The sequence below is a fragment of the Paenibacillus germinis genome (assembly GCF_013141785.1).
GTDB lineage: Bacteria > Bacillota > Bacilli > Paenibacillales > NBRC-103111 > Paenibacillus_E > Paenibacillus_E phytorum.
Genome location: NZ_WHOC01000019.1, coordinates 477,554 through 503,082, shown reverse-complemented (window position 1 = coordinate 503,082; position 25,529 = coordinate 477,554). Strand labels below are relative to the sequence as shown.

28 protein-coding genes and 3 tRNA genes are annotated in these 25,529 nt (G+C 43.8%); 24 read left to right on the top strand and 7 right to left on the bottom strand.

Annotated elements, in window-relative coordinates; genetic code table 11:
- Positions 1-14: 14 nt before the first annotated feature.
- The 12 genes from GC102_RS04745 (at position 15) to GC102_RS04690 (ending at position 13,777) form a co-directional block, all read left to right on the top strand.
- Positions 15-2,171, top strand: a complete 2,157-nt coding sequence (locus GC102_RS04745) for a hypothetical protein (RefSeq protein ID WP_171688405.1) — start codon at positions 15-17, stop codon at positions 2,169-2,171.
- Between the two features lie 274 nt (positions 2,172-2,445).
- Positions 2,446-5,556 carry an efflux RND transporter permease subunit gene (locus GC102_RS04740; RefSeq protein WP_171688404.1) on the top strand — a complete coding sequence of 1,037 codons (3,111 nt, stop codon included), beginning with the start codon at positions 2,446-2,448 and terminating at the stop codon, positions 5,554-5,556.
- 29 nt (positions 5,557-5,585) lie between these two features.
- Entirely contained in the window at positions 5,586-6,842 is a 1,257-nt protein-coding gene (locus GC102_RS04735; RefSeq protein ID WP_246320723.1) for an efflux RND transporter periplasmic adaptor subunit, read from the top strand.
- Between the two features lie 24 nt (positions 6,843-6,866).
- The gene (locus GC102_RS04730; protein ID WP_171688403.1) at positions 6,867-8,618 is read left to right on the top strand and encodes a hypothetical protein; all 1,752 of its coding nucleotides are present in this window, start codon (positions 6,867-6,869) and stop codon (positions 8,616-8,618) included.
- Positions 8,619-8,779: 161 nt separating this feature from the next.
- Positions 8,780-8,944, top strand: coding sequence for a hypothetical protein (locus tag GC102_RS04725; protein WP_164484139.1), 165 nt, complete (start codon positions 8,780-8,782; stop codon positions 8,942-8,944).
- A 91-nt stretch (positions 8,945-9,035) separates the two neighbouring features.
- A tRNA-Met gene (locus GC102_RS04720) sits at positions 9,036-9,112 on the top strand.
- A gap of 11 nt (positions 9,113-9,123) precedes the next feature.
- Positions 9,124-9,197 (top strand) — tRNA-Ile (locus GC102_RS04715).
- A 261-nt stretch (positions 9,198-9,458) separates the two neighbouring features.
- Positions 9,459-10,985, top strand: a complete 1,527-nt coding sequence (gene xylB, locus GC102_RS04710) for a xylulokinase (RefSeq protein ID WP_171688402.1) — start codon at positions 9,459-9,461, stop codon at positions 10,983-10,985.
- A 199-nt stretch (positions 10,986-11,184) separates the two neighbouring features.
- Complete coding sequence (locus GC102_RS04705; RefSeq protein ID WP_171688401.1) at positions 11,185-11,541, top strand: hypothetical protein; 357 nt, start codon at positions 11,185-11,187, stop codon at positions 11,539-11,541.
- Positions 11,542-11,726: 185 nt separating this feature from the next.
- Complete coding sequence (locus GC102_RS04700; protein ID WP_171688400.1) at positions 11,727-12,008, top strand: DUF2277 domain-containing protein; 282 nt, start codon at positions 11,727-11,729, stop codon at positions 12,006-12,008.
- A 167-nt stretch (positions 12,009-12,175) separates the two neighbouring features.
- A complete protein-coding gene (locus GC102_RS04695) occupies positions 12,176-12,922 on the top strand; it encodes a DUF1906 domain-containing protein (protein ID WP_171688399.1) in 747 nt (248 codons plus the stop codon).
- Between the two features lie 81 nt (positions 12,923-13,003).
- Positions 13,004-13,777: a stalk domain-containing protein gene (locus GC102_RS04690; RefSeq protein ID WP_171688398.1), complete on the top strand. Its 774-nt coding sequence runs from the start codon at positions 13,004-13,006 to the stop codon at positions 13,775-13,777.
- Positions 13,778-13,823: 46 nt separating this feature from the next.
- On the opposite strand, the gene GC102_RS04685 is transcribed toward GC102_RS04690, so the two are convergent.
- Positions 13,824-14,960, bottom strand: coding sequence for a hypothetical protein (locus tag GC102_RS04685; RefSeq protein WP_171688397.1), 1,137 nt, complete (start codon positions 14,958-14,960; stop codon positions 13,824-13,826).
- Between the two features lie 167 nt (positions 14,961-15,127).
- Here GC102_RS04685 and GC102_RS04680 point away from each other — a divergent pair, with 167 nt between their 5' ends.
- Genes GC102_RS04680 through GC102_RS04670 form a run of 3 tightly spaced genes read left to right on the top strand, consistent with a single transcriptional unit; the run spans position 15,128 to position 17,831 of the window.
- On the top strand, positions 15,128-15,961 hold the full coding sequence (locus GC102_RS04680; protein WP_171688396.1) for an alpha/beta hydrolase family protein: 834 nt from the start codon (positions 15,128-15,130) through the stop codon (positions 15,959-15,961).
- Positions 15,962-15,964: 3 nt separating this feature from the next.
- The gene (locus tag GC102_RS04675; protein ID WP_171688395.1) at positions 15,965-17,326 is read left to right on the top strand and encodes a Na+/H+ antiporter NhaC family protein; all 1,362 of its coding nucleotides are present in this window, start codon (positions 15,965-15,967) and stop codon (positions 17,324-17,326) included.
- Complete coding sequence (locus tag GC102_RS04670; protein WP_171688394.1) at positions 17,319-17,831, top strand: metallophosphoesterase; 513 nt, start codon at positions 17,319-17,321, stop codon at positions 17,829-17,831. Before GC102_RS04675 ends, GC102_RS04670 begins: the two co-directional genes overlap by 8 nt.
- 156 nt (positions 17,832-17,987) lie before the next feature.
- Here the strand turns inward: GC102_RS04670 and GC102_RS04665 are convergent.
- A tRNA-Val gene (locus GC102_RS04665) sits at positions 17,988-18,060 on the bottom strand.
- Positions 18,061-18,125: 65 nt separating this feature from the next.
- Complete coding sequence (locus GC102_RS04660) at positions 18,126-18,290, bottom strand: hypothetical protein (RefSeq protein ID WP_171688393.1); 165 nt, start codon at positions 18,288-18,290, stop codon at positions 18,126-18,128.
- A gap of 132 nt (positions 18,291-18,422) precedes the next feature.
- Between GC102_RS04660 and GC102_RS04655 the strand changes: the two genes are divergently transcribed.
- On the top strand, positions 18,423-18,617 hold the full coding sequence (locus GC102_RS04655) for a hypothetical protein (protein WP_029196081.1): 195 nt from the start codon (positions 18,423-18,425) through the stop codon (positions 18,615-18,617).
- 107 nt (positions 18,618-18,724) lie between these two features.
- Here the strand turns inward: GC102_RS04655 and GC102_RS04650 are convergent, their stop codons facing one another.
- From GC102_RS04650 to GC102_RS04640, 3 genes are all read right to left on the bottom strand, one after another.
- On the bottom strand, positions 18,725-19,024 hold the full coding sequence (locus tag GC102_RS04650; protein ID WP_312883164.1) for a hypothetical protein: 300 nt from the start codon (positions 19,022-19,024) through the stop codon (positions 18,725-18,727).
- Positions 19,025-19,211: 187 nt separating this feature from the next.
- Positions 19,212-19,421 carry an alpha/beta-type small acid-soluble spore protein gene (locus tag GC102_RS04645; protein WP_029196083.1) on the bottom strand — a complete coding sequence of 70 codons (210 nt, stop codon included), beginning with the start codon at positions 19,419-19,421 and terminating at the stop codon, positions 19,212-19,214.
- 156 nt (positions 19,422-19,577) lie between these two features.
- Positions 19,578-19,733, bottom strand: coding sequence for a hypothetical protein (locus GC102_RS04640; protein ID WP_171688392.1), 156 nt, complete (start codon positions 19,731-19,733; stop codon positions 19,578-19,580).
- Between the two features lie 312 nt (positions 19,734-20,045).
- On the opposite strand from GC102_RS04640, the gene GC102_RS04635 reads away from it, so the two are divergent.
- The 8 genes from GC102_RS04635 to GC102_RS04600 all read left to right on the top strand — a co-directional run bounded on the left by GC102_RS04635 (position 20,046) and on the right by GC102_RS04600 (position 25,116).
- On the top strand, positions 20,046-20,372 hold the full coding sequence (locus tag GC102_RS04635; RefSeq protein WP_047672455.1) for a hypothetical protein: 327 nt from the start codon (positions 20,046-20,048) through the stop codon (positions 20,370-20,372).
- A 168-nt stretch (positions 20,373-20,540) separates the two neighbouring features.
- Positions 20,541-21,092, top strand: a complete 552-nt coding sequence (locus tag GC102_RS04630) for a superoxide dismutase family protein (protein WP_171688391.1) — start codon at positions 20,541-20,543, stop codon at positions 21,090-21,092.
- A gap of 21 nt (positions 21,093-21,113) precedes the next feature.
- The gene (locus GC102_RS04625; protein WP_171688390.1) at positions 21,114-21,587 is read left to right on the top strand and encodes a hypothetical protein; all 474 of its coding nucleotides are present in this window, start codon (positions 21,114-21,116) and stop codon (positions 21,585-21,587) included.
- 129 nt (positions 21,588-21,716) lie between these two features.
- Positions 21,717-21,944, top strand: coding sequence for a hypothetical protein (locus tag GC102_RS04620; protein ID WP_171688389.1), 228 nt, complete (start codon positions 21,717-21,719; stop codon positions 21,942-21,944).
- Positions 21,945-22,472: 528 nt separating this feature from the next.
- Positions 22,473-23,171, top strand: a complete 699-nt coding sequence (locus tag GC102_RS04615; protein WP_171688388.1) for a glycosyltransferase family 2 protein — start codon at positions 22,473-22,475, stop codon at positions 23,169-23,171.
- A gap of 6 nt (positions 23,172-23,177) precedes the next feature.
- On the top strand, positions 23,178-23,522 hold the full coding sequence (locus GC102_RS04610) for a DUF2304 domain-containing protein (protein ID WP_171688387.1): 345 nt from the start codon (positions 23,178-23,180) through the stop codon (positions 23,520-23,522).
- On the top strand, positions 23,519-23,875 hold the full coding sequence (locus tag GC102_RS04605; protein WP_171688386.1) for an EamA family transporter: 357 nt from the start codon (positions 23,519-23,521) through the stop codon (positions 23,873-23,875). Before GC102_RS04610 ends, GC102_RS04605 begins: the two co-directional genes overlap by 4 nt.
- Before the next feature lie 29 nt (positions 23,876-23,904).
- On the top strand, positions 23,905-25,116 hold the full coding sequence (locus GC102_RS04600) for a glycosyltransferase family 39 protein (RefSeq protein ID WP_171688385.1): 1,212 nt from the start codon (positions 23,905-23,907) through the stop codon (positions 25,114-25,116).
- Here GC102_RS04600 and GC102_RS04595 read toward each other — a convergent pair.
- Positions 25,085-25,516, bottom strand: a complete 432-nt coding sequence (locus tag GC102_RS04595) for a CBS domain-containing protein (protein ID WP_171688384.1) — start codon at positions 25,514-25,516, stop codon at positions 25,085-25,087. The two genes, GC102_RS04600 and GC102_RS04595, sit on opposite strands and share 32 nt — an antisense overlap.
- Positions 25,517-25,529 lie beyond the last annotated feature (13 nt).

The following is a 25,529-nucleotide window of genomic DNA, read 5'->3' as shown; positions in this document are numbered from 1 at the left end:
GGAAGCTCACTACCATGAACAACAAGATACGCTATAATCGCTTGGCAACCATTGCCTTATCTGCTGCATTGGCGCTCGGAGCTGTAACGCCCGTTTGGGCGGATAGCAGCCCATCCGCTATTACTGCGACCATCGGCAAGGTTTCCATCACAGGCAGTAGTTACTTTGAATTGAAACAGATCCATGTATTACCTGATCAAAGCGGCAAGCTCGCGACATTTACCATTACTATTCACAATGAGGGGAGCAGTGAGCTGCAATTTATAGATTATTGGGTGCGGTTGAAAAGCAAATCCGGCAATCAATTTTCAGCACGCTTGCTGCCAGCAGATAAGGATAAGAACCGGGTTGCTCCCGGTTCAACGACGGATTTAACGTTCTATGCGACCGTTAACACTAGCACGAACTTGCAAGATCTCGTTGTCCAATTTATCAAATGGGATTTTAGCCAGTCCAATTTTGAGCGTGTTCTGGGTGAAGTCGCAGTACCAGATGCCTATACAGACGTAACGCCTTCAGATGGTGCTGCAGCAATTTCTGTAAATGGAACCAACGTGAAAGCTTCAATTAAAAAGTTTGTCAGCAATAAGAATGAAAAATATCACGTTCCCACCGTATATGTGACTTTAGAGAATGCTGGCAATCATACCGTTACGATCCCTTCTTACCTCTTCTCAATTCGCACGAAAGAGGGTTTGCTTTATCCATTGGAAGCCAAAGGATTGAAAGATTTGAAGATCAATCCGAAGGAAAGTAAAGAAATTCAACTATCCGGTTCCATTCCGGTAGCAGTTAGCGCGGACGCTTGGCAGTTGGCGGTAGCAGAAACAATTCCTGACTTGAAATTGAATGTTTCCGTTGCGAATTTTGGGCTGCCTGCCGTTACGCAGCAAGAAGGCGGCTCTGTAGGTAAGGAGTATTCCTTCACAAGTAAATCCGGGGTTTATACAACTCAGCTTAATGGGCTGCACCGTTTGCCGTGGGAAGATCAAGACATATTATCCGCTGATTTGACACTTAGCAATAAAGGTGAGGAGTCACTTCCTATCCCGAAATTATCAGGGTATTTCCTGCTTGATGACGCTGTGAAAATTGATGCCAAACTCATCCAGACGTCTAAAGTAATTGGATTGGGAGCGGGAACGAGTGTTAATTTGCAAATTGCAGGCAAAGTGCCGTATACGTACGAGTTTTCTCAAATTAAATTAGTTCTTCAAGAGAATGAGGGAGAAACGCCGCCGACAGGAACGGGTACTGGTACGGGCAATGCTGCAGCAACGGATGTGCTGGAGTTTTCCACACAAGCGGAGCTTCAAGCCATTCCTTTCATCGGTATGGGGCAGTCCTATACATCCAATGATATTGGGCGTAAAGCGAAGTATGTAGTTCGAAATGTATCCACATACGAGGATAAAACGAATATCATGTACTCCGCTATGGTGGAAGCGACCAATTTGGAGAAGCGTTTCACGAATGTGTCCAAGTTCGTCGCCAATTTCCGATCATCAGATGGAACTGTTTTCCCGGCAACTATTGCTGAAGTAAAGAACAAGATTAGTCCAACAGGAAAAGCGCTATTAAATGTATGGGCTTCTGTGCCAAAAGGTTACACGACAGCGAATATGAGCTTACTTCTTGGAGAAGCAGTGACCGAAGGGAAGCTGTCGGAAGGTGAGAAAGCCGTAGCGGATTCCTATGTGAACCCAGTTGCCTACTGGTTGCCTGATGAGAAAACAAATGTAGCGACAACGCTTAAAAATGTTGAATTATTCCCCTATACAATTACGATTGATAAGATTGGGACATCGATTGAGGATAAAGTATTTACTATTAAATTCAACTACGAGTTAACCAAAGAAAAACTGACAGAGATTAATACCGAAGGCCATAACTTGCTGCTTGTTTTTGAAGATGGCGGTGGGATTAAACGATTTGAGAAAAAGTTTGATTTCAAAGATTTTGACGTTATCAACTGTGACTCAACAGCAGATGAAGATTCGAAGATCCGTCTTGGCAAGCGGGAGAATTTCAAGATTACAAATCCTGATCCGGGCCTCATTTATAACACCAAATTCTTACAGAAATATACACTAAGTATCTATGACGAGTTTCAAGGTCAGAGAAAGCTGCTGGCCACACAGAAAGCTGATTGGTTTATCACAACGGACTAATTCATTATTTGAAGCGAGGGCATTCAGCCTTCGCTTTTTTCATTTTGGTCACATGAAGTCATAAGCGTTCAGCTGCTCATATGACCAATATATGACTGGAATATGACTTCACTCACCTGTTTTTATCAAAATGAAGAGCTATAATAAATCCTGACCGAGAAAAAACATAAAATTTTCAAACCTAGTTTATGTTTTGTTAAGAAATTCCAAGTATGATGATTGAGTGAGCATTAAGGATGTAGGTATTAAAGCTGGTGATAGGGGAGAAGTGAGAATGTCCAAGTTAACCGAGTTTTCAATGAAAAATGTGGCAGCAATTTTCATCATCATGCTGCTATTGGTCGTAGGAGGAACGTATTCTACAACCACACTAAAGGTAGAAAGTATGCCTGATATTACATTTCCGGTCGTCATTATTAGCACTACATACGTAGCACCTCCGAAGGATGTGCTGGATGAAATTACAAAGCCGCTAGAGAAGGCTGTCGCAGGGCTAGATGGACTCAAAACCCTTAGCTCTAGCTCACAGGACAATTATTCACAGATTATCCTGGAGTTAGAACAAGACAAGAAGCCTGAAGATGTTAAGAAAGATGTGGAGAGCTTGATCTCCAATGTTAAGCTGCCTCAAGGCTCTGAGAAGCCTAAAGTATTAACGGCAGGCTTTTCTTCTGAACCGGTCTATTATTTAGCGGTTTACGGTGAGGCAGGAATGAACCAAACCGAGCTGGATAAAGCCTACAAAGATACGATTCTTCCTGGCTTTAATGGTCTCAAAGGGATCGATCATGTCGACTCTGTAGGCAATCAGGATGCCGTACTTACCATTAAGCTGGATGCGCCTGCGATAAATAATTATGGTCTAACCCCAGCAGATGTTTCCGGTTTGATCAAAGCCTCATTGGTATCTAGCCCTGCGGGAACGGTAGATTTCAATGGAAACACGCAAATGGTTCGAGTCAAAGGTGAAATGGATACGATTTACAATTTGGACAATTTGAAAATCACAACGAAAACAGGCGATACGCTTCTTCTCAAACAAATTGCCAAAGTTGAAGCTATCAGCGAGTCCAAGTTTATTGCAAGATTAGATGATCAACCAGCCATCGGCGTACTGCTTTACAAAACGAAAGCAGCGAATGCTGTAGAGTTTGCAGATAGCGCAGATAAGCTTATGACAGACTGGGGACAAACGCTGCCTGGCGTGAAATTCCACAAAATTTACAATTCAGCCAACGATATTAAAGATTCCATCCACGGCATGGTGCAAGAAGGCGGATTAGGCGCAGTGCTTGCCTCATTAATGATCTTGCTCTTCCTGCGTAATATACGTATGACGATCATCGTACTCGTGTCGATTCCTCTTTCGATTCTTGTTACGTTATTAGTTATGGGACCTTTAGGCATTTCCCTTAACATCATGACGTTAGGAGGAATGGCCATTGCCGTCGGGCGGGTCGTGGACGACAGTATCGTCGTTATTGAGAATATCTATAGTCAGCTGCAAAAAGCTCAAGAGCGTAACGAATCTGTTATTAAATTAGCAACGAAACAGGTTTCAAGTGCGATTACTTCCTCTACAATTACAACAGTAGGTGTATTTGGACCCATTGGATTCGTAAGTGGGGTAGTTGGTGAAGTATTCCGTCCTTTTGCTATTACACTTGTCGTAGCTTTAATGTCATCATTGATTGTTGCATTAACGGTGATTCCGATGCTGGCGAAGCTGATGGTGCTTAGAAGTAAGAAGCTTACAAATCACGATGATAATCACGTGGGACCTATGGGTGTGAAATACAGAAAAGCGATCATATGGTCCTTGAATAACCGCATCAAAACTTTATTGTTGGCTGGCGTTGCACTTATCATCTCGATCGTCATTACAGTGCCTAATTTAGCGGTGGCTTTCATGCCGAATAGTGAAGCCGTTAAACAAGGGGTCATTGAGATTAAAATGCCGCGAGAAACATCCATCGAAATGATGAATGAGAAGTCCAAAGAACTTGAAAAAGATTTGAAATCACATATGGACAAAGTTGGCAAACCTGCATTCAAGTACATTGAATCCCTTGTAGGTTACAACCAGAGCAGTGATCGGTATGCTTATAGAGCGCTGATGTTTTTCGAGCTAACCGCAGAAACCGATGCGACAGAAGGTGTCAAGAAGTATAAGGAAGATATGTTGAAACTGATGCCACCAGGATCCGATGTGAATATACAATTGTTTACCGGCGGGCCTCCTACCTCAACTGGATCTGATTTCTCGTATTCCCTTAAAGGGGATGACCAACTTTATCTTAAGCAAGCATCGCAGCTGGTTAAAGATAAAATGAAGGAGTTCCCTGAGCTGAACGACATTAAAGACAGCTTGAGTGATTCCAAAACCGAAGTCGAGATTATTGTAGATCAAAACAAAGCACGCTTGTATGGACTTTCTAGTGCTCAAATTTTACAATCCGTCAACGCCTGGATAGCAGAAGAGAAGCTGGGCGATCTGAAATTTAATAACATCACCTATGCAACCAAGGTTATGTTGAATCCCGCTTACAAAAACTCTGTGGATAAACTGGGTACTTTCTTAATCAAGACTCCTACTGGTCAAACGATTCAATTAAATGAAGTATCTCGAGTCAAACAGATTGAAGCGCCAAATAGCATTAGTCGTGAAGATCAAGAACAAATCGTCAGCGTAAGAGCAAAAATTGATGCCACGGATAAAGGCGGCGTCAGCAAGAAAATTACGGAAGAACTGGCGAAGCTAGAACTGCCTTCAGGCGTCACTCGTGAAGTGAAGGGTGTATCCGATGATATTCAAAAAAGCTTCATGCAAATGTTTATGGCCATCATTGCTTCCATCTTCATTGTTTACATGGTTATGGTTATTGCCTTTGGTAACGCTAGAGCGCCGCTTGCCATTCTGTTTTCACTGCCGCTTGCAGCTATTGGGGGCCTCTTAGGACTTCTAATAACGGGCGAATCGATCAATGTAACTTCGCTCATCGGCTTCCTAATGCTGATCGGTATCGTTGTAACAAACGCAATTGTACTCGTAGACCGCGTACAGCAGCTAAGAGAGCAAGATTATTCGATTCGTGACGCACTTATTGAAGCTGGAATTACGCGGTTAAGACCTATTATCATGACGGCAGGTGCTACTATCCTTGCACTGATGCCTTTAGGACTTGGATTATCCAAAGGAACGATCATTTCCAAAGGTTTAGCTGTTGTAGTTATTGGCGGTCTTACGACTTCAACTCTGCTAACACTCGTAATCGTGCCTATCATATATGAGATCTTATTTAAGAAAAGAGAAGGTCGCCTCTTCAAGAGAAAAGGAAAATCGAATTCCATCCAATCCGAGCAAGCAGGATCTGCCCACCAATAAGCTAAACAGGGGAAAAGGAGAAAATGAATATGAAACGTCAGTTGTTTATGATTAAACAGAGTACCAAATTATTCGGTGTCGTCGCGCTCAGCGCGGCGATAGCCGTAGGATGTTCCGCATCACCAGCAGCAAGCCCGGCAGCAACAACTGCTGCAGCCGAACAAGGGGTCAAGGTAGTGAAAACGGCCAAAATTGCTAAGCAAAAGATTGGTGAGCCTGTTGAACAAGTCGGAGACGTCGTATCATCCGTTCAATTAGATATCGTCGCGAAGTCTGGTGGCGAAGTCATTGAAATCGTGAAGAAACGCGGAGATATCGTAGAGAAGGGCGAAGTGCTTTTCCGCCTGGATCCAACGGATGTTCTTATACAGAAGGATTTGAATTCTGTTAATATTAAAGGGGCGCAAGCAGGACTTACAGAGGCTAAACAGAAGACTTCCAACGGGATTGAAGATGCCAAGGATGGCGTTTCTAAGTTGGAGACTGCTGTTAGTGATCTAGAGAAAGCCTACAACACGGTGCGCAATGAATATGATCTTGGGACAGCAACGAAATCTCAATTAGAGCAGGCGGAAACGGCGCTTATTAATAGAAAGAAAGATTTAGCAAGCGCACGTAGATCACTGAAAACATTGCAAGAGACGAATTCGCTCGCACAAGTAGAGACTAGTTTAGAATCGGCGCAAGTAAGTGCACGGAATATTGAGAGGACTCTTAGCAATCTTGAAGTAAAAGCACCAGCTTCCGGCGTGTTGACCGATCTCAATGTGACTGTCGGTCAAACGTTAGCGCCAGGCGGCCGTGTAGGGGAAGTTCAACAGACGAATCCGGTCAAAATCAAATCCCAGCTTACCGAAGCATCGGCTAACCTTGTTAGAGGCAAGAGCGAATTGACTTTCTACATACCAGGGGTAACGACGAAGGCCGGAGCCAAAGTGATTTACTTATCGGATGTGATTAACGGACAATCCAAAGCTTATGATCTGGAATTGGAGGTTCCGAATCCGGATGGCAAGCTGAAACCAGGCTCCAAGGCACAAGTAGAACTTACCAAAGATGATGAACAAAATGTACCTGTCGTTCCAAGTCTTAGCATCGTTCGCGAAGGCAGTAATAATTTTGTCTTTGTTGTGAATGGTGAAACGGTTCAGAAGCGTAAAGTTGAACTTGGTCGATTGAATGAGACCAATCAGGAAGTTATTTCTGGCGTAAAAGAAGACGAAATTCTTGTTATATCCGGTCAACATCAACTAAAAGATCAAGATAAAATAAAAGTCGGTAATTAACAAAAGCTTGAGGAGGAGAAATAAGTGAATAAGACGATGAAGAGATCACTAGCTACCATTGTTCTATCAGCAGCACTTTTAACTACAGCATCTTTCCCTGCATGGGCTGCGGATGGTCTGAACTTGACAGCAGCAGCTGCAGCAAATACAAGTATAAGCTATACACTGAAGGATAAAATTGAGGTCGAAATTAAAAGCATGCTCAATGAGCACGAGTCGGATTCAACGAAATTGGGTGCCGTCATTCGAATTAGAAATACGAGTGGTAAAATCTCTCGTGTACCTGACTTTGAACTGCGGGTTCGGATGGCTGATGGTACCGAATATACGCTGCAACCAAGTGCCAAAAACCCTAAATCCATACAACCCAAGAGCCAGCAGGAGCTCAGCTATTTGACGACGGTTGAACGGAGTGACGATGTTGCTCTTTCCGACCTCAGCTTCGTAGATGTGGATCTTGAAGTGTATCCAAAAGAAGAAACAACACTGCTTACCGTAGCAGTTGACTCTGGCATCGTATGGAATGGCAGTGACAGCACGATAACGAAACCAACCGCTATTCTTAAATGGGGAGAAGCTTTTACGTTACCTATATTGCGCTCATCCCTTGGATTCATACCTGTGGACATTCATAAGGAAATTACAGCCAAAGGCGTTTCCACAGTTGTGCAAATTCAAGTTGTAAATCCGACCAAAGAACGTCAAACCGTACCTAACTTTGGGATTGATGGGAAAACAGAAAATAACGTTTATTCCGGCAGTCGCGCCGAAGCTTCCGTCATGCTAGATCCAGGTGAGAAAAAATATATCCATATTGTCATTCCAACTGATCTGGATACGGAATTTACTAGCTTGAATGTAGTGACACCAGAGAGTTTTGCCACTGCGACGGGTGATGGTAAGTTCCACGAAGACACTTACCGGGTAGGACGTGTCAATATACTTCTTCCTATAGGAGCTGCGACGCAGGGAGTCATCCCAGCCCCAGAATATACCTTAGGCACACCAGTTAAACTGGATTCTACGAACAAATTCGTTCCTTCCAATGTCGATGTTTCGCTGGTTGAATTACATGTAACAAGTAATGAAGACGATGGCTTTAATACGGCTGTCGCGAAGTTTAAACTGACGAACAACAGTGACCGTCCAATTCCAATTCCGGCGATCCAAACGGAGCTTGTTAGTAAAGATGGTTATGCGTATGGAGGAAGAAGACAGGAAGCTACAGCACTAAGTGTTGTTCCTAATGCCTCGTATGTGGTTAGTTATTCGTATGCACTTCCAGCATCTGAAAAGGGTGAAGGCCTGAAAATGAACCTATACAGCCAACAAGTTAGTGGCGATACGACTTATAAATCACTGCTTGCGACGGCGAAAGTACCTGTTCAGAAGAATGATCCAACGAGCAAAACGCTGGATGTGTACCCATATGGTATTACGATTAAAGATTGGACAATTTCAGCTATTTTCCAAGGTAATATGACTTATGATTATAAGCTGAAGCTGGATCTGGACATTAAGCCGGATAAGCAAGTAACAGTAGATAAGTTTAACAGTAAGCTCTCATTCGAATTATTCGATAATGTAGGAAATCCTGTTGGGAAATCAGTTGAAGCCTTGTCAGGCGAAGGACGTTTATACAATGGAACAAACACAATTAACCTAAATGCGAAATCCAACCAACTAGACTTCCCAATTCAAGTCAAGGTATTTGAGACATTCACGAACGAATATGGTGAATCCGTTAAACGGTTGTTGACTACTTTCAAACAATAGTTAATTCAATGAACTACTTGGACCTATGCTCTAGAGCATCTCCAAGTAGTTTTTTGCTTTATTTTGAGGAGTAACACATTGCTAAGTGGAGGGGTGCTCATAAGGGGGCCTTTTATTGGATAAGATAGGATTAACGAAATGAACATAACGGAGTGAATACAATGAACTGGATATATTGGGCCAAATTATACGATTCCAAGTTTCAAGCGGGCTGCCTGGCGAAAAGAATGGAAGAAGACTGGTGGATTTACGGCTATGAATGCCCACAAGAAGTGGAAGTTTTTAAGTCCAAAAAAGGACGATTTGGCGTTCGTTATAACACGTAATTCAAACGAAATGCCCTAGAAATTAACGCTTGACTTAGACCGCGCATTTAGTGTATATTTATTTTTGTCGCTGTTGAGCGGCAGCTAATGACGCGGGGTGGAGCAGCCCGGTAGCTCGTCGGGCTCATAACCCGAAGGCCGCAGGTTCAAATCCTGCCCCCGCAACCAAATTTTACTTTGGGCCTATAGCTCAGTTGGTTAGAGCGGTCGGCTCATAACCGATTGGTCGGGGGTTCGAGTCCCTCTGGGCCCATAGTACGGAAACCCTTGGTATATAAGGGTTTTTATTATTTTATCCCCTCAAATAAGCTTCTCGATTTCATCTCTTCACGATGAAATCGAGGGGCTTTTTTACATTTTAGCATGTACTATTACAGGCCAGTCTAATTTTCCTAAAGGGACAGTGACCTCAAATGTCGAAGAATTGTTCAAGCACGGTACTGGCACAGATAGAATATGAGCATGCTGGACAGCAAAAACACGCTGAACTCTTAAGAAATGGATGGGATGTAGAATGACAATACTACTCGGAATAGATCTAGGGACTTCCAGCGTGAAGACGGCTGCAATGGACCCCGCGGGAAGGATGGTAGGCTTATCTCAGCAAAGCTATGACATTCATTCGCCTTTAGTCGGCTATGCGGAGCAAGAGCCTCAACATTGGTGGGAGGCGGTACGAAAAACCTTATCTGAATCTGTCAGGCTAGCAGGAGCAGGCTGCAGTGACCGTTACGCTATTGGCTTATCTGGACAGATGCATGGGCTTGTTGCAATCGGAATGGACGGACAGGTGCTTCGGCCTGCGATTATTTGGTGCGATCAGCGTTCAATTGAACAGAAGGAACAGCTTGAGGCGATGTATTCTATCGAGCAGCTTGGCAAGCTAGTACAGAACCGGGCTGCGACCGGCTTTCTGCTTTTATCGCTGTTGTGGTTAAAGCAGAATGAGCCGGATACCTATGCGAAGATTTGGAAAGTCATGCTGCCGAAGGATTATATTAGGTACAGGCTAACCGGCGAAGTAGGAACCGAGTCAACGGATGCCTCAGGCACATTAGCTTATGATGTAGCCAATAAGTGTTGGTCCAGTGAACTGTTGGGACAACTCGGAATTGATCCGGAACTGCTGCCAACCGTTCGTGAGCCTTGGGAGGTTGCAGGAATACTGACAACTGAGGCGGCAATCGATTGTGCCATTCCTGCAGGTACTGTTGTTGTCTTTGGCGGCGCAGATCAGCCCATGCAGGCTATTGGCAATGGGATATTACATCAGGGGCAGGCTTCGTGCACGCTGGGCACAGGAGGACAATGGTTTGTCCCTGTGGATACGCCTACCTATGATTCCTTGCTGCGAACGCATACCTTCACCCACGCAGCACCGGGCAAATGGTATATGATGGCGGCGATGCTGAGTGCTGGCCTATCACATAGATGGCTAACAAAGAACATTCTCCAAAATAAGGACAGCAGGTCACTCGATGAAAGTGCTGCTCAGGTTCCCCCAGGCTCAGAAGGGCTTATTTTCCTACCCTACTTGACTGGGGAGCGAACTCCGCATATGGACCCTTTTGCCAGAGGCGCCATGTTCGGTTTAACGCTGAAGCACAATGATGCCCATTTGGTTCGGGCTGTCATGGAGGGAGTGGCTTTTGGGCTGCGCGATGGATTGGAGGTATTGGTGGCATTGGGTGTGAGAGTCGACCGAATCGTGATGGCTGGTGGTGGAGCTAAAAGTGCCGTATGGCTGCAGATACTTGCAGATGTGCTGAATTGTGAATTATATCCATCCACTATGAAAGAGCAGGCCTGCATTGGTGCGGCCATGATGGCAGGAGTAGGGGCAGGCGTATATGCATCTATAGAGGAAGCGTGTGAGATCGTAGTGAAGCAAGCCGAGAGACCGATTACGCCTATTTTGAAGAATAGATCCGTCTATGAAGAGCATTACGCTATCTTTAGAGAGTTATATCAATGCAATAAGGAATTGTTCAAAAGAATGAATGGTTTAACCAATACTATTACTACTCATTCAAGCCAATAGTGCAGAAATTAGGTTCTTTCTAATAGAAGTTATAAGGCACGAAACAACCTGAATCAGTCATCGATGGAAACCTGAGAAATCAGGTTTTTTTGTTTTTAGTGGGGATAAAAGTCACTCCGGAGAGAGATCTTATACAAGGTTGCCAACAGTAAGAAAAGAAAGTACGTGAAGCTTAACTCAAAAATGAGGAGGATTTACAATGTATCAAGACCAAAATACCAATAACCAATTTCAACAAACACAAGGGGTCATTGCTCAACTTATAAACCAAACGCAACAATCCTCGCAGATGTATCAACAGTTGCTTCAACAAGAGCAGCAAAATGCAATGAGACTTGAAGAATTAGCACAACGGGAACAAAAAGCCGTCCAAATTATTCAATCTGCGCTGCAAGGCCACCAAATGGCTATTCAACAATTACAACACGTTTCCCAGCTGTGCAGACAGCTTGAACAAACGGCTCAAAGAAGCTTTCAGTCTTTAAATATGCAGCAACCTCAACAACAAACGAATTATGGCAATTCGTATGGTTCATCCTACCGAGGTTATCAATAATACCAAGTTTGAATAGTTGAAATAGGATAGAGGCTGACGATATTCGTCGGCCTTTATTCATTTATTCCTATAATTGAGTAAAATGCGCCAGATGCGACGGTCATTTGCATTGATGATGGATAGTGTGCTTATTTTCGAATGTTATTGTAAAATTAATTTTATAACAATATCAAAAGGAGAAAGCTATGTGCCGAAATATTAAGACACTATTCAATTTCGATCCTTTGGCTACCGATGATGAAATTCAGGCGGCCTCGTTGCAATTTGTAAGAAAGATCTCGGGCTTTACTGAACCTTCAAAAGCGAATGAGGCGGCGTTCAATCAAGCTGTCAAGGATGTTAGTTTAGTTGCCCGGAATCTGTTGGACTCGTTGGTAACCAATGCTGAGCCTCGTAATCGAGAGGTTGAAATCGAACGTGCGCGTGCTAGGAATGCAAAAAGATTTGGAACAAAAGAAGAAGATTAATAGCATAGAAGATTAATAGCATCTTAGATGAAATAATTTCGGGTTCTTTCTTTAATGGGAAAGAGCCTTTTTGTATTTACATGGATAGGCGTTCAACTTGTCCTTGTAGCGTTCAAGCCTCTTTACGCATATCATGTATGAAACTAGTAGAAAATAGGTGATAGAAAGTGACCAAAGGTTTTGATTGTTCAACGCCTTTAACGGCGCAAACCGCCGCTGCTTTCGTCAATGATGGCTACTTGTTTGTGGCCAGATATCTCGTTCCGAGTGGTTACAAGGCGTTAACCAAAAGTGAATCGGAAACGATCAGCGAGGCAGGTCTGCAAATCGTATCCGTTTTCGAAACAACGGCGAACCGAGCTCTCGGTGGAAGAAGCGCTGGTTTGGCTGATGGGGCAACGGCTGTGCAGGTTGCTCATAATCTAGGACAACCACCTGGCAGTTGTATTTACTTTGCTGTCGACTTTGATGCCTCAAGTGCCCAAATGCCAACCATTATTGCCTATATCCGTGCAGCAAGTGAGGCGACACCCGAGTATACGACAGGTGTATATGGTTCTTATACTGTGATGGAAGCCGTCCGAAACGCTGGAGCTTGCTCTCATTTTTGGCAAACGTATGCTTGGAGTGGTGGTAAGAAGGCTAATTTCATAAACATTTATCAATACTTAAACGATGTAGTTGAGCATGGGATTGGCGTGGATTACGATGACTCGTATGGAAATGAAGGTTGGTGGAATACGATAGCACCACCTGAGCCCCCCGTGTCGTATCCTCTGTCTCCTAAAGATGCCAATGTGATTATACCTTTCCTTTCGGCCGGATATGAGGCGACGTCGTCCACTGCTGCTAGGGAAGAATTTCATCGACTTGCCAATGAGCTGCGCAGAGTTTCGGGTCAACCGGAACAATAATCGCCCGAAAGTAAACCGAATCCTCCATTGATACGTTTACTCAATAGAGTAGATGTACAAATTCAAAGGAGGATTTTTAATATGAAAAAAAGCTTATTCGCGGTTGTACTAAGTTTCGGTTTGCTGACTACAAGCATCTTATCGGTTTCAGCTCAGGAACATGAGCCTGGACACGATGGGATGGCTGCTGACATGAATATGAAAGCATCCGTACAACAGCAGGTAAAATCCGATATGAAGCTCACTTTGAATGGCAAACCCTTGCAGCTCGACGAGTCCTACCTCATTGATAACTCCTTGTTTGTGCCGTACCGTGCCTTTGCAGAAGGCATTGGATCAGAAGTAGGATATGATGCTGCTACACAAACGGTCACTGTAAAGAAGGACGCAAAGACGGTTAAGCTCATGATCGGATCCACAGAAGCCAATGTGGACGGAACCAAAGTATCCATGGTCGGTCCTGCTCAATTAATTAACAGCTCAACCTTTGTTCACTCCCGTTTTTTAGCTGAAGTGTTCGGGATTAAGGTCTTGTATGATGAAAACACGCGGACGGTTAATCTTGTTAGCGGAGGGACTTCGGGATCCGGACAAGAGGTAGCTAAAACGTATTACGTGAATATTGAGGGCTTTGCTTTCAAAGAAGGGGATATCACTGTTGAAGCAGGCTCCACTGTTATCTTTACGAATAAGGATAAAGTGAAACACAATGCAGTCGCTGATGATGGCAGTTTCCAAACAGCGCTTCTGGCGATGGGTGAATCGGAAAGTGTCACGTTTGCTAAGCCAGGTGAGTACACGTACTTCTGTGAGCCTCATAAGAATTTCATGAAGGGTAAAATTACTGTGAAATAAAGATAAGCCCGGCATCTCTCGACTAGCTCTGAGATGCCGGGCTTTTTTATTGAATCACAGCGCTGCGGATGTACCAGCGCTCATTAAGCGAAGCTCTTTCCAGATGAAAGAGCACACGCCTGTTCACAACCGCGGAAGGACGCACCGGCGTAGCCGAAACGTTAACCGCGGTGTCAAGCTGCAGGAGCTGGGACACGTCCCGCTCCGGGAGCTTGGACAGGCGGCGCATGCTTCGCACATGCAGCGCCTGTTCTTGCCCTGTGGTGACCTGCAGCAGCTGCAGGTCACCTTGGTTCGCCGCGCTGATCCACACGTCGATCAGCGCCCAGGGCGAGAGCTTGCTGATGTATTCCGTCAGCAAGCCAGCCGCTCGGTGCACCATGACCTGGTGCGCCGGGTCGACGGAGCGGGAGCCGTGCGTCACGCTCCCGAGGAAGTGAATACAGAAATGACCGTTGAAGTCATTTCCGGGTATACCATCCCCTCCATGCGGCATGCCGTGCATGGATCCGGCCAGCGTGCGGCCGTTCAGCTTAACGAGGACCGCTTTGCGGTCCCAGCTCCAGGCGCCGCCGTAGATGGTTTTGAGCGTCGCGGAATCGGATTTGGTCAGCGGCTGTACATCCGCATGATGGGAGCCCGCGCGGCGCTGCCCCTCAAAGCTGAGACCACTCTCCACGTCTACGATGGTGAATTTACTGTATTTGGGGAGGACTTCACTCGCCTCCTCCCAGGGAAGTATTTCGCCATAATGCCTGGCTCTAACTACTTGAACTTGCGAGCGCAGCGATTCTTGAGAGGTACTTGATATGTTTATCGTAAGTCCCGCTGAGAGATCGACCACTTCACCATTCGGAGTAACACCATAGCGTTGTTGCACACCTTTTTTGTCAAAGGAAAGCGTGGTATCCGGGGGAAGGGGAGCGACGAATGGCGCTCCTGTACCTCCATCAACTAGCTCTCGTTGTAATTTTTTATCTACAAATATAGCTTCAGTTTGATAAGCAGCATGAGGTGAAACTTTAACGACCAGCTGGAGTTCCCCAGAACTTGAGGTTTCTTCAAACTGTGGCATACTGCCATGAGCCTGTGTGTTGATACTTGCTGCAGCTGTTAATAGGTTTGTAATCAACAGCGTGCAAAACAGCTTTCGGAGCAAGCTGTTTGCTCGGAATGGATGCATAGGTTAGCTTCCTCCTCATTCAATTTTAAAAGCACATAATCAAGTTTTTACAAAATGTCATAAATTTATGAACAGTAGTCCTGCTTATGCTGTCCTATTTAGATTTGTGATAAAATAACAGAAGTATGCAGCGTTTAGAACACGATTTGGAAAGGAAGGTAATACGAATGAAACCTAGCGCGGGTAAACCGTTTGAACTTTGTATAGAGACAGATCGTGTTGTGAGAGGGGACTTCTATGAAGCGGCATCACAGCCGGCCAGAGGGACATTAATTATTTGTCACGGGTACAAAGGTTTCAAAGATTGGGGAATGTTTCCGCATGTGGCTCTGGCGTTAGCCGAAGAGGTTGATGTGATTTCGATCAATTTTTCTCACAACGGCGTGGGCGCTGACTTACTTGAGCTTACCGAGCTTGAGAAGTTTGCTCGAGAAACTTATTCCAAAGATTTAGAAGATTTGAATGCTGTTGTGAATGATATTCGTAACCGTGAAGGCGTAGCCACTCAGAAACCCATTCTTCTTTTAGGTCATAGCAGGGGTGGGGCTGTGTGCTTAATCTATGCACTTGATCATCCTGAACACATTTCCGGTGTGATAAGCTGGAACGGGATTGCGAATGTTGATTTATTTACGGAGGAAAATAAAGCGGAGATGCGGGCAACAGGGCGAACGTACACGTTGAACGGCCGCACGAAGCAAAACATGCCACTGGACCTCGAAATCTTAGAAGATATGGAGCATAATCGTGAGCGCTTCGATATTGTGGGTAGGATTCGCGGTGCTAAATTCCCAATCGCTCTTATTCAGGGGACGGAAGATGGAGAGAGAGGAATCCGAGGTTCCAAGAGGCTTGTTGAGCAAAATGACGCCATTGCATGGATTAGAATACCTGAGGGCAACCACACCTTTGGTTCTGTTCATCCATATCAAGGGGAGACGAAGCCTTTGAAGGAAGCAATTCATGAAACCAAACGAACGGTTCAAGGGATGTTAGCCTAAACGATGTTAACGATTAGACAACTTAGTGCAGTTATCACGATAACGATTATAGGGCTTGCTGTCGCTTATTTTCTACATATTCCTTTAGTGATTGGATTTTCTTTGGGGCTTTTGACCTTGGTAGCCCTCATTTGGAGAGCGGGAACAACATTTCGGGGCATCTTGAAAAGTATGTGGGAAGGTGTCAAACACACCAAAGAAGTCATTTGGATTCTTGCCCTAGTGGGCGTGGTTATCCCTACATGGACAATGAGCGGTACGATCCCATTTATGATTGATTTGGGCCTGAGTGTAGTTGATCCTAGTTTTTTTCTAACATTTTCATTTGTACTCTCCGTTTGCATCTCAATGGTGCTGGGCACCTCCACGGGAACGCTAAGTTCTGTGGGTATCCCATTAATTGGTCTGGGGCTGCTGCTGCAAATCCCGCTTCCTATGGTTGCTGGTGCACTCGTGTCGGGTGCTTTCGTTGGCGATCGGACTTCACCATTCTCCAGTGCAAACAGACTTGTGGCTTCTTCAACAGGCGTATCCATGCAGGCCCTTTTTAAAGCCTTACTACCCACAACAATTGGTGCACTAGGTGTCGCGCTTGGGTTTTTCTTAGTTTGTGATTTTAATGGAGAATGGCATCGTAGTGACATCTCCTTACACAATCAGCAGTTTGCTTCGGGATTTAGCTACAGCTTGTGGCTCTTGCTGCCCGTACTTGTACTATTGATTTCAATCCTTTTAAGGTTCAAAACAAGAAATGGCTTCCTCTTGTCGATTGCTTGTGCGATCGTAATTGGCATGAGCTTGCAACAAATGACTTGGAATGAATGGTTGCACGATATGTGGTTCGGCTACCAATCTAGCATTTTTGAATCGCTGCAAACTAAAGGTCTTTCTAATATGATCGAACTGATTGCTCTTATCGCACTCGCAGGTGCTTACAGCGGCATTTTAGAAAGGTATCGTATCCTAGAGACTTATATGCAAAAGCTGCTAGGGGAGACGTCAGCTTCACTCCTTTCAGCGACTGTACGAACATCCCTGTATGGCTTAGGACTTGGCCTTGTTTCGTGTACGCAAACATTGCCTATTATGATGACGGGGCGGAGTTTACTGCCTTTTTGGGAAGAGAGATTTCCTCGCAGTCAACTTGCACGAGTTGTGGCCGATTCAAGCCTTATTCTAGCTGCGATGATTCCGTGGAACATGCTTGCCATCGTCTGTGGAACAATAGTAGGTGTACCCGTGTTAGCGTATGTCGGCTATGCGCCGTTTCTTTGGGCTTTGCCTGTATGTACCTTGCTGTGGTCATTATGGTGGAGGAAAAGTGGAAGTTTAAGTAGTAGAAGAGGAGTGGGGTTCGATGGCTAATACCTATTTTATTTCGGACCATCACTTTGGTCATTCATCCATTATTGATTTCGAAGCTAGGCCTTTCGCCGATGCAGACGAAATGACCGCGAACATGATTGCCAAATGGAACGCTGTCGTCAACAAAGAAGACAAAGTATTTCATCTAGGGGATTTTTCCTTCTTGAATAAAGAGCGAACCAAAGCCATTGTTTCAGAGCTAAATGGTTACAAAATCCTCATCCTAGGTAACCACGATCGGGGGAGGTCGAGAACCTGGTGGCTTGAAGTCGGTTTTGACGAAGTGAGCGAGTACCCGATCATTTATAAGAATTTCTTTTTCCTATCCCATGAGCCGATGTATATGAATAAACAAATGCCCTACGTCAACGTACACGGCCACATTCACAGCCAGAAATACGAGGGACGCCATTACTTTAATGTGAGTGTGGAGCATTGGGATTATACGCCAGTTTCTTTTGAACAGATTCGAGATTCAGTTGTGGTGAGTGAGGAGCAGTCGTGATGGTACGGTTTCATCGTACCTTTTTTCTTGTTTTAATCTTTAACTTCACATAACTACATCAGACGATCATTCGGATTAGTGCATAAGATATTATTACCTTGTGTGCTGGGGTGAAAAACGAAAGAAAACCCTTACGAAGTAAGGGTTTTCTTAGTATGACCTGTAGTGGGCTCGAACCACTGACCCCTACCCTGTCAAGATAGTGCTCTCCCAGCTGAGCTAACAAGTCGTTTTTTGAAGACAATTAGTAATATACCAAGGATTTAAGTGATTGTCAACAGATGGTTTTCATTCTTATTTACGCCAATAACGGAACAGCTTTTGGAAAAACGGATTCGTCATGCGTTTCTTTTTGGACCTAGGAATATAGGATAAATTCGCGAGTGAACCGTGAGATACCTCGTCATTTTTGAGGAGCAGGCTAGAAAGTTCTTCCTTTGAAACACCTTGTGCTGTCATGGTAGTTGTCAACCCTTCCGGACAATCTTGACACTACTGTACCATACTTAGGAGCTTGTTTGATAGTAGGGCTTTCATCTTGTCTTGATTTATGGTAACTTGATGACAGTAGATCTTGGGAGGAACAAGGAAATGACGAAACAACAGCATCGATGGAATTTACGTTTGAAGAGCAGTAATGTATACTTAGGCACCGTATATTTAGGGGATCCGCTTCCAGAAGTCGAAGATGTTATCATGATTGGCGAGAAGAAATATACGATCCTCGAACTTGGGAGTAATCGTGACGCAAGTGACGTGTTTGTTGAAGAAGTGAAAAAGAAATAATGGTTCAAAGTGAGCGCTATTCTAGTCGGATGATTCCGATAGATGGCGTTTTTTTATGTTCTCTATGCAATAAAAAGAGGCTGCTCTTTACAGCCTCCGTGTATGTATTAGGTGATGTTGTATAAAGAAGCAAGGCAATCAACGAACATTTTGTTATATTCTTCGCGGGTATAGTCTTTATTGCAAGCAATGTCTCTTCCTAGGAATTGAAACCAGGTAATTTCGGTGGGGATTTTTTTGTATACAAACTTTTCGTTCTGGATGAGGAATGTATCATTCTCGAAATACGGTACATTGTCAAATTGGAGAGCTTTTTCGCCTTTTTGTTCACTAACTAATGTGGCCAAAAGTATTAGCATACGATAGGGATCACGGAATATTTCATATTGTTCAGTCAAGGTAAACACTCCTTTATCGGATAATGGACAACGTAATCATACTAGAACTAATTTCAGAATAGAATACTTCCGTGGAAACTGGTGAGGAAATTGAAGGAATAGATGATCATTTCGAAGGAAAAAAAGAAAAGACTGATTTTCACTCTAAGGAGGATCGAGTGAATCAGTCTTTTTTGCTTGCTCCTACATCAAAGGATTAGCGTTTAAAGCTGGAAAGTTGTTGCTCAGCTATTTGCACTAATCGCTTCGTGATGTTGCCACCAATGGCACCAGCATCACGTGTTGCCAAATTACCGTTGTAACCAGTAGGGGAGAGAGGGACACCAATTTCCTGAGCGACTTCGTACTTCAGTTGATCCAATGCTGCCTTTGCTTGTTGTACGACTAAAGTGTTGTTTCTAGCCATTCATAATCATCTCCTTTTTTTTGGTACACCAGTATTATTTGAATGTTCAGATTATTTATTCATGAAATTTTAAAAAATTTACAAGTTTTTTTACCGTCTTCCAAACGTCAATAAACCCCCAACCAATAGGTTGGGGGGGATATATAATTAGGATGATTATTCCTCTTCGGATTCCGTGCTTTCTTCCGCAGCAGCAGCTTCTTGCGTAGCTTCTGCAACTTCTTCAGACACCTCTTCGTTCACCACTTCTTCGGTGGACTCTGGGGCGGTTTCTTCTTCATTTTGGGATACAACTTCTTCCTCTTGGCTCATACATTGTCACCTCCTCTGATACGTATAGTATCATCATAGCTGCTTCTAGTAAGCTAAACAAGTAGGTGGGAGGGGGATATGATAGATTTAATGCAACCTTAATCAGTTTGTCATTCCTTGTGGAATTCGTATAGCAACATAAGTCGTATCCTGCTAGAAAATGCTTTGTTTTCGCCTGATATCACGATTAAGCATGTTTTATTTTTTCTATGAATATACATGAGGCGAAGCAGCAAAAGTCCATGATTTGCTAAGACTGAGCTTATGCTTACGAAGTTAGTTTTCTTACGAAAACTCTTAGGAGGAATCCGAATGAATCGGTCGGATGTTATTTTGGAGTTACAACTTGTACCGGAATTGCTTAAACAAGCAGAAGCCATCTATGTGGATGCGGTATCGGAATTGGCCTGGGCTAAGCATCAGCTTCTAGCCAAAGAATGTGAAGTAATTGGGGACGGAATGGTTACGGGGAAAAACGAGCTTCACCGGCAAGCGGAGATGTGGCCATACACCAAAGATTTACAGCAGCAAGTTTTGCGGATGGAAGACGCTGTCGAGCATACGAAAGTTGAGTTCCATTTTTACAAGAGGAAGCTAGAGAATCTACAAATAATTGCGAAACTCATGACGATCTTATAATGAGAAAATGAAATGAAGGTTAAGTCTGCAATCAATAGATTGCGGGCTTTTTGCTATAGAACGCTAATTATGAAAAAATTGTTCTTTTAATGCGGTTACAGTGTAATGCAGTTGTGCATCCTAAGGGTAGATTATGTAAAAGCCAAGTTTCCGGGAGGATATTGTTGTATGAAATCAATTAAAATCATCATGACTCTAAGTCTGGGGTTGCTAGTACTTACCGCTTGTCAAAGTGTGAAGAGCACTGTAACGACAGAAGCCGCATCACCACCATCTGAGCTGCAAGTTTCACTCATCGGTTCGAGCGGCCAATCTATAGGGACTGCCCATTTAACATCTGTTCAGGATGGCGTTCAGATTGATCTCCAAGTTAGCGGGCTGACACCAGGAAATCATGGCTTACACTTTCACGAAAAAGCAGTCTGTGAAGCCCCTAACTTTGATTCGGCAGGAGCCCACTTCAATCCATTTAAGAAGGAACATGGCTTTCACAATCCGAAAGGATTCCATGCAGGGGATCTCCCCAATTTGGTCGTGGATGCACAGGGAAATGGGAAGTTCAATGCCATAACAAAGTCTGCAGTGCTGCTTCCGGACAAGCCGAATTCATTGTTAAAACAAGGGGGGACTAGTCTGGTCATCCATGAGAAAGAAGATGATCTGAAGACGGATCCATCCGGTAATTCGGGAAAACGAATTGCGTGTGGTGCTGTGAAATAATGGAAGGAGCTGTCTGACAACATGATTAAAACACAGGATCTCAAGCTGCAAATGGATGAACTAACGAAACAAAATGATATGGTGCTCATCGAGCTAGAGCAAGTAAAGAAGATGTTGATTAACAGCTCTCAAAGCTCACAAGGAAGCCAGGGGCAGCAACAGTTTAATAATAGCAGCAGTGATCAACAAAACTCTAACTCTAATCAACAGGCACAGGATCAAGACCAAGATCAGAATCAGAATCAAAGTAAAAGGGCCGGTCAAGGTGACGCGAAAGGTCAGCAAGTAACGGACTTAGCCAATGATTTATTGAAAATCAAGGATCTCGTTGAAAAATTAGAACAAAAAACGTCCCAATATGTTAGCAGTCAGTCCAACGGTACATTAAATGAGAAAGATGCGGTCAATCTTATACTGACTTTAATGAATGGTATGGTAGATTGGGCTAGCGAATTTGTTTCATCCAGAGCATCGTCGAATGGGCAAGTACAATAGTTGAAAACGTCTATGAAAAGACAAAAGGGCCGCAGAAAGCAGCTCTTTTGTCTTTTTTGTCGAATTTTAACTTAATTCATTAAGTGAACTTAATGAAAGGTTTGTTGATTTTTTAGGCGATTCGACAATATGTCCATATTTACAGATGGCAGAATGACCGATAAAGTAAAGTGTAGACAAAAAGAAAGAGACAAACCTGGATGGGGTGTTGGAATCGTGAGAGAAATCGATATTAATCACGTCATGAGTCAGCTTGGAATTCAGCCCACACAATGGCAAGAGCTTCGAGATCAACAAGAACAACAAGATGAAGTTGAGCGTACATGCATTATCGATACATCGATTGAAACTTCCTAATTACTTAATGACTCCCACGCCATCAAGTTTCACCTGTATATTCACGTTAAACTCTAACTCAGGATAAGAGCTTGCCACGCTTTCCATTCTTCTTTTACTGTGCCATAGTGATGCGCTCTATAATCCAATCCAAAGCCTAATGGGTCCACATTTGCTTTTGGAACTTCTTCAGCAAGTTTATGATCATGGTTTCGAGAGTTTTCGCAACGGCTTCTTCATTGCTTCGATGATGGGAAGGATGGGATCCAAACTCCTTTCTTTTTTTTGCGGTAAAAATCGAATAAATATTCCGAAACGATAATTCCCGATTCTACCCTCGTTCACCATGGTTTCTTTATATTCTCTTCCATAATCGATTGATTCATATCCTTCCTTTCCAAGCAAAGTTTTCCTCTTAGTTTATCTCGTTACGTCGGGACCTGTCCATTTGCGTTCTTGCCATTTGGTTTAATCAGATGAAGAAGCGGGTATGCTTGGGAATAGAAATGGTTCAGGATGGATGAGCTTAGCGAGGGAAGGAATAACCTAATGAAGACACTTGCCATCATTCCGGCTTATAACGAAGAAAAAACGATATCAGGCGTAGTGGCCTCCATAAAACGAGAGCAGCCTGATATGGATATTGTCATCGTCAATGATGGTTCAACGGATCGTACCTCAGCGGTTGCACGTGAGTTACAGCATGCGGCTGTAATCGATTTACCTGTCAATCTGGGCATCGGAGGCGCTATGCAAACGGGATACATGTACGCTGCAAGGAATGGCTACGATATCGCAATACAGATCGACGCAGATGGCCAACATGATCCAGAAGCGTTGACTCAAATTATGGAGCCAATCTTGACAGGGCATGTTGATTGCTGCATCGGTTCTCGGTTTCTGGTGAAGACCGCCTATCGTTCCGCTTGGAATCGAAGATTAGGGATTCTCTTTTTTACATGGATGATAAGTTGGATGATTGGTAAGACTTTCACTGATCCTACATCAGGCTTTAGAGCGGTGAACCGTCCCATCATTGAGTTGTTTGCAAGATATTACCCGGAGGATTATCCGGAAGTAGAGGCTGTAGTTTTACTGGAACGGCAGCAATTCAGAGTGAAAGAAGTATCTGTTTTAATGCATGCGAGGAAAGCGGGACAATCGTCCATTACCCCTGTGAAATCGCTTTACTATATGGTTAAAGTATCTCTAGCTGTATGTATGACAAGAATTCGTAATGTGAGTTGATGATTCGTGAATGTGTATGTTTGGGCAATCACTTTTTGTTTGGTGTTTATTTTCATTTCCATAGAGCTTATTCGTAGGCAAAAGCTGCAGGAGCAGTACGCCATTCTTTGGCTAGTACTAGGATTTATCATGGCATTGTTTAGTGTGTTTCCGAGCTTATTAGATTTGGTATCGCATAGAATGCATATCTACTACGCACCTTCGTTGCTATTTCTGGTGGGATTGTTATTCTCACTTGTATTTATTATGCATTTGACGCTAGTTATCTCTAAGCTTCATCGCAAATTAACCCGATTGATTCAAGAAGTTGCGCTGCTGCAGGAAGAATTACGAGGAAAGGGGTCTGAATGATATTGTCGATGGCTCCGATTCTCATTGTATTCCTAAATGTATGTTTTTTGGTCTGTGGTCAAATTGTATGGAAAATAGCACTCAATCGAACGCCATTAACAGGGATAGATAATTTAGCAACCGTATTAATGCAGCCTTATATTCTAGTAGGATGCTTACTTTATGGCATTGCTACGTTGATATGGTTCTATGCTCTTAGTCGATTCGATCTAAGCCGTGTTTATCCGCTCCAATCGATTGCGTATGTATTAGGTGCTTTGTTCGGTTGGTTGGTATTAAAGGAATCGTTTACATCATCGCAATGGTTAGGGCTGCTCTTCTTAGTTGGAGGCGCCTTCCTGTTGGCTAGATAGGTTCGTTCTAATAAGGAGAGTAGGGTCTTATGAAACGCGGAGTTTGGCTTGGCTTGTTGCTGCTTATGGTTGCAGCTCTTTATATACGCCTTCATTATGTGCTTGAAGCTGAATACCCACCACTTGAGTGGGATCAATTAGAGTACACGAAGACAGCGATTCAATTGCTAGAAAAAGGCATATTCGCCTATCGCGATACGGTGCCTAACTCACTCGTGACACCCGGATTTCCGCTGCTCTTAGCGGCTGTATTTAGTCTTACAGGCCATGAACAGCTGGAGCCGGCATTAATGGTCGTTCGTATCATGAACTGCTTTATTTCACTGGGAGCGATAGTATTCCTATTTCTGATTGGAAAAAGGCTGTTTAACCCCTTAACAGGGCTAATCGCCGGCGCTTTTGCCGCGGTGTATCCTTCTTACGTCTGGTCAACTTCACTCATCTTGACGGAGGTTCCGTTTTTGACTGTTTTTACAGGTTTGCTCTACATGCAGGTGCGCATCATACAAGATAACAAATGGCGGGATCATCTCTGGATGGGGGCGCTGCTTGGACTTTGCGTCCTTATTCGTCCGAATATACTTCCCCTAGCTGTTGTTCCCTATATGTTTCTTTGGGTGAAAGCGAAGAAAATAGACGCAGCCTATGGATTACTAGCAGCTGCGTCTTTTGCCTGTATGATGATGCCTTGGTGGATTCGGAATTGGATGACTTTTCATTCTTTTATTTTTATCGCCAAAGGGGAAGCGGGCAATCCGTTCCTAGGAGGAACGGACCCCTATTTCCGAGGTACAATCGATTGGGACCATATCGATAAAGATAATCAGTTCGCTGAAGGTATGAGACGGATAAAAGAAGGTTTGGCCCAGGAACCTTTGTTATGGATGAAATGGATGACAATTGGGAAATTACTCGTGTTTTTTAAAACGATGTGGGTGGGACCTTATCCTTTTTCCGTACCGGCTTGGTATGCGAATGCACTTACTCAGTTGCATACTTTCTTAATTGCTGCAGGCAGCATAGCGATGATCATTTTCAGCTTTCGCAAGCCTTCGGTTCAATATTTAACAGTGGCATTTCTCTTGTTTTTAGGTGTCCATATGGTATTTATTCCGGTGGATCGTTATTTGTACGGTATGCTTCCATTTCTGATGCTGAGCAGTGCCTATTTGATTACACAAGTCATCTACTTGCTTCATAGCGCCTGGACTACCTCTCTCCTGCAGCGGAGGGGGCTTTAAACACAAGCTGCTTCGCGCAGTATTCGATAATCTCGCTCCTACGAACGATCCCGATAAATTTATCGGAATCATCTACAATCGGCACGAAGTTCTGCACTTTGGCCAAATCGATAAGATCGACCATTTCGGCATGAATATGAACTGGCTTATTTTGGACACGCAGAGGAACCTCGGCCAGCACATGACGGTGAGCATTTTCAAAGCCAATTCCGTCTGAATTTTTGAGAAACCACAATAAATCTCCTTCGGTAACCGTACCTACATAATGACCATCATCGGAAAGAATAGGCACAGCAGTATAACGGTGATATTCCATACGTTCTAATGTTTGACGCAGCGTTGCTTGCAATGTCGTTGTTATAACTTCAGATTTAGGCAAAAGGAAAAAAGCAATATTCATTCATTAACACTCC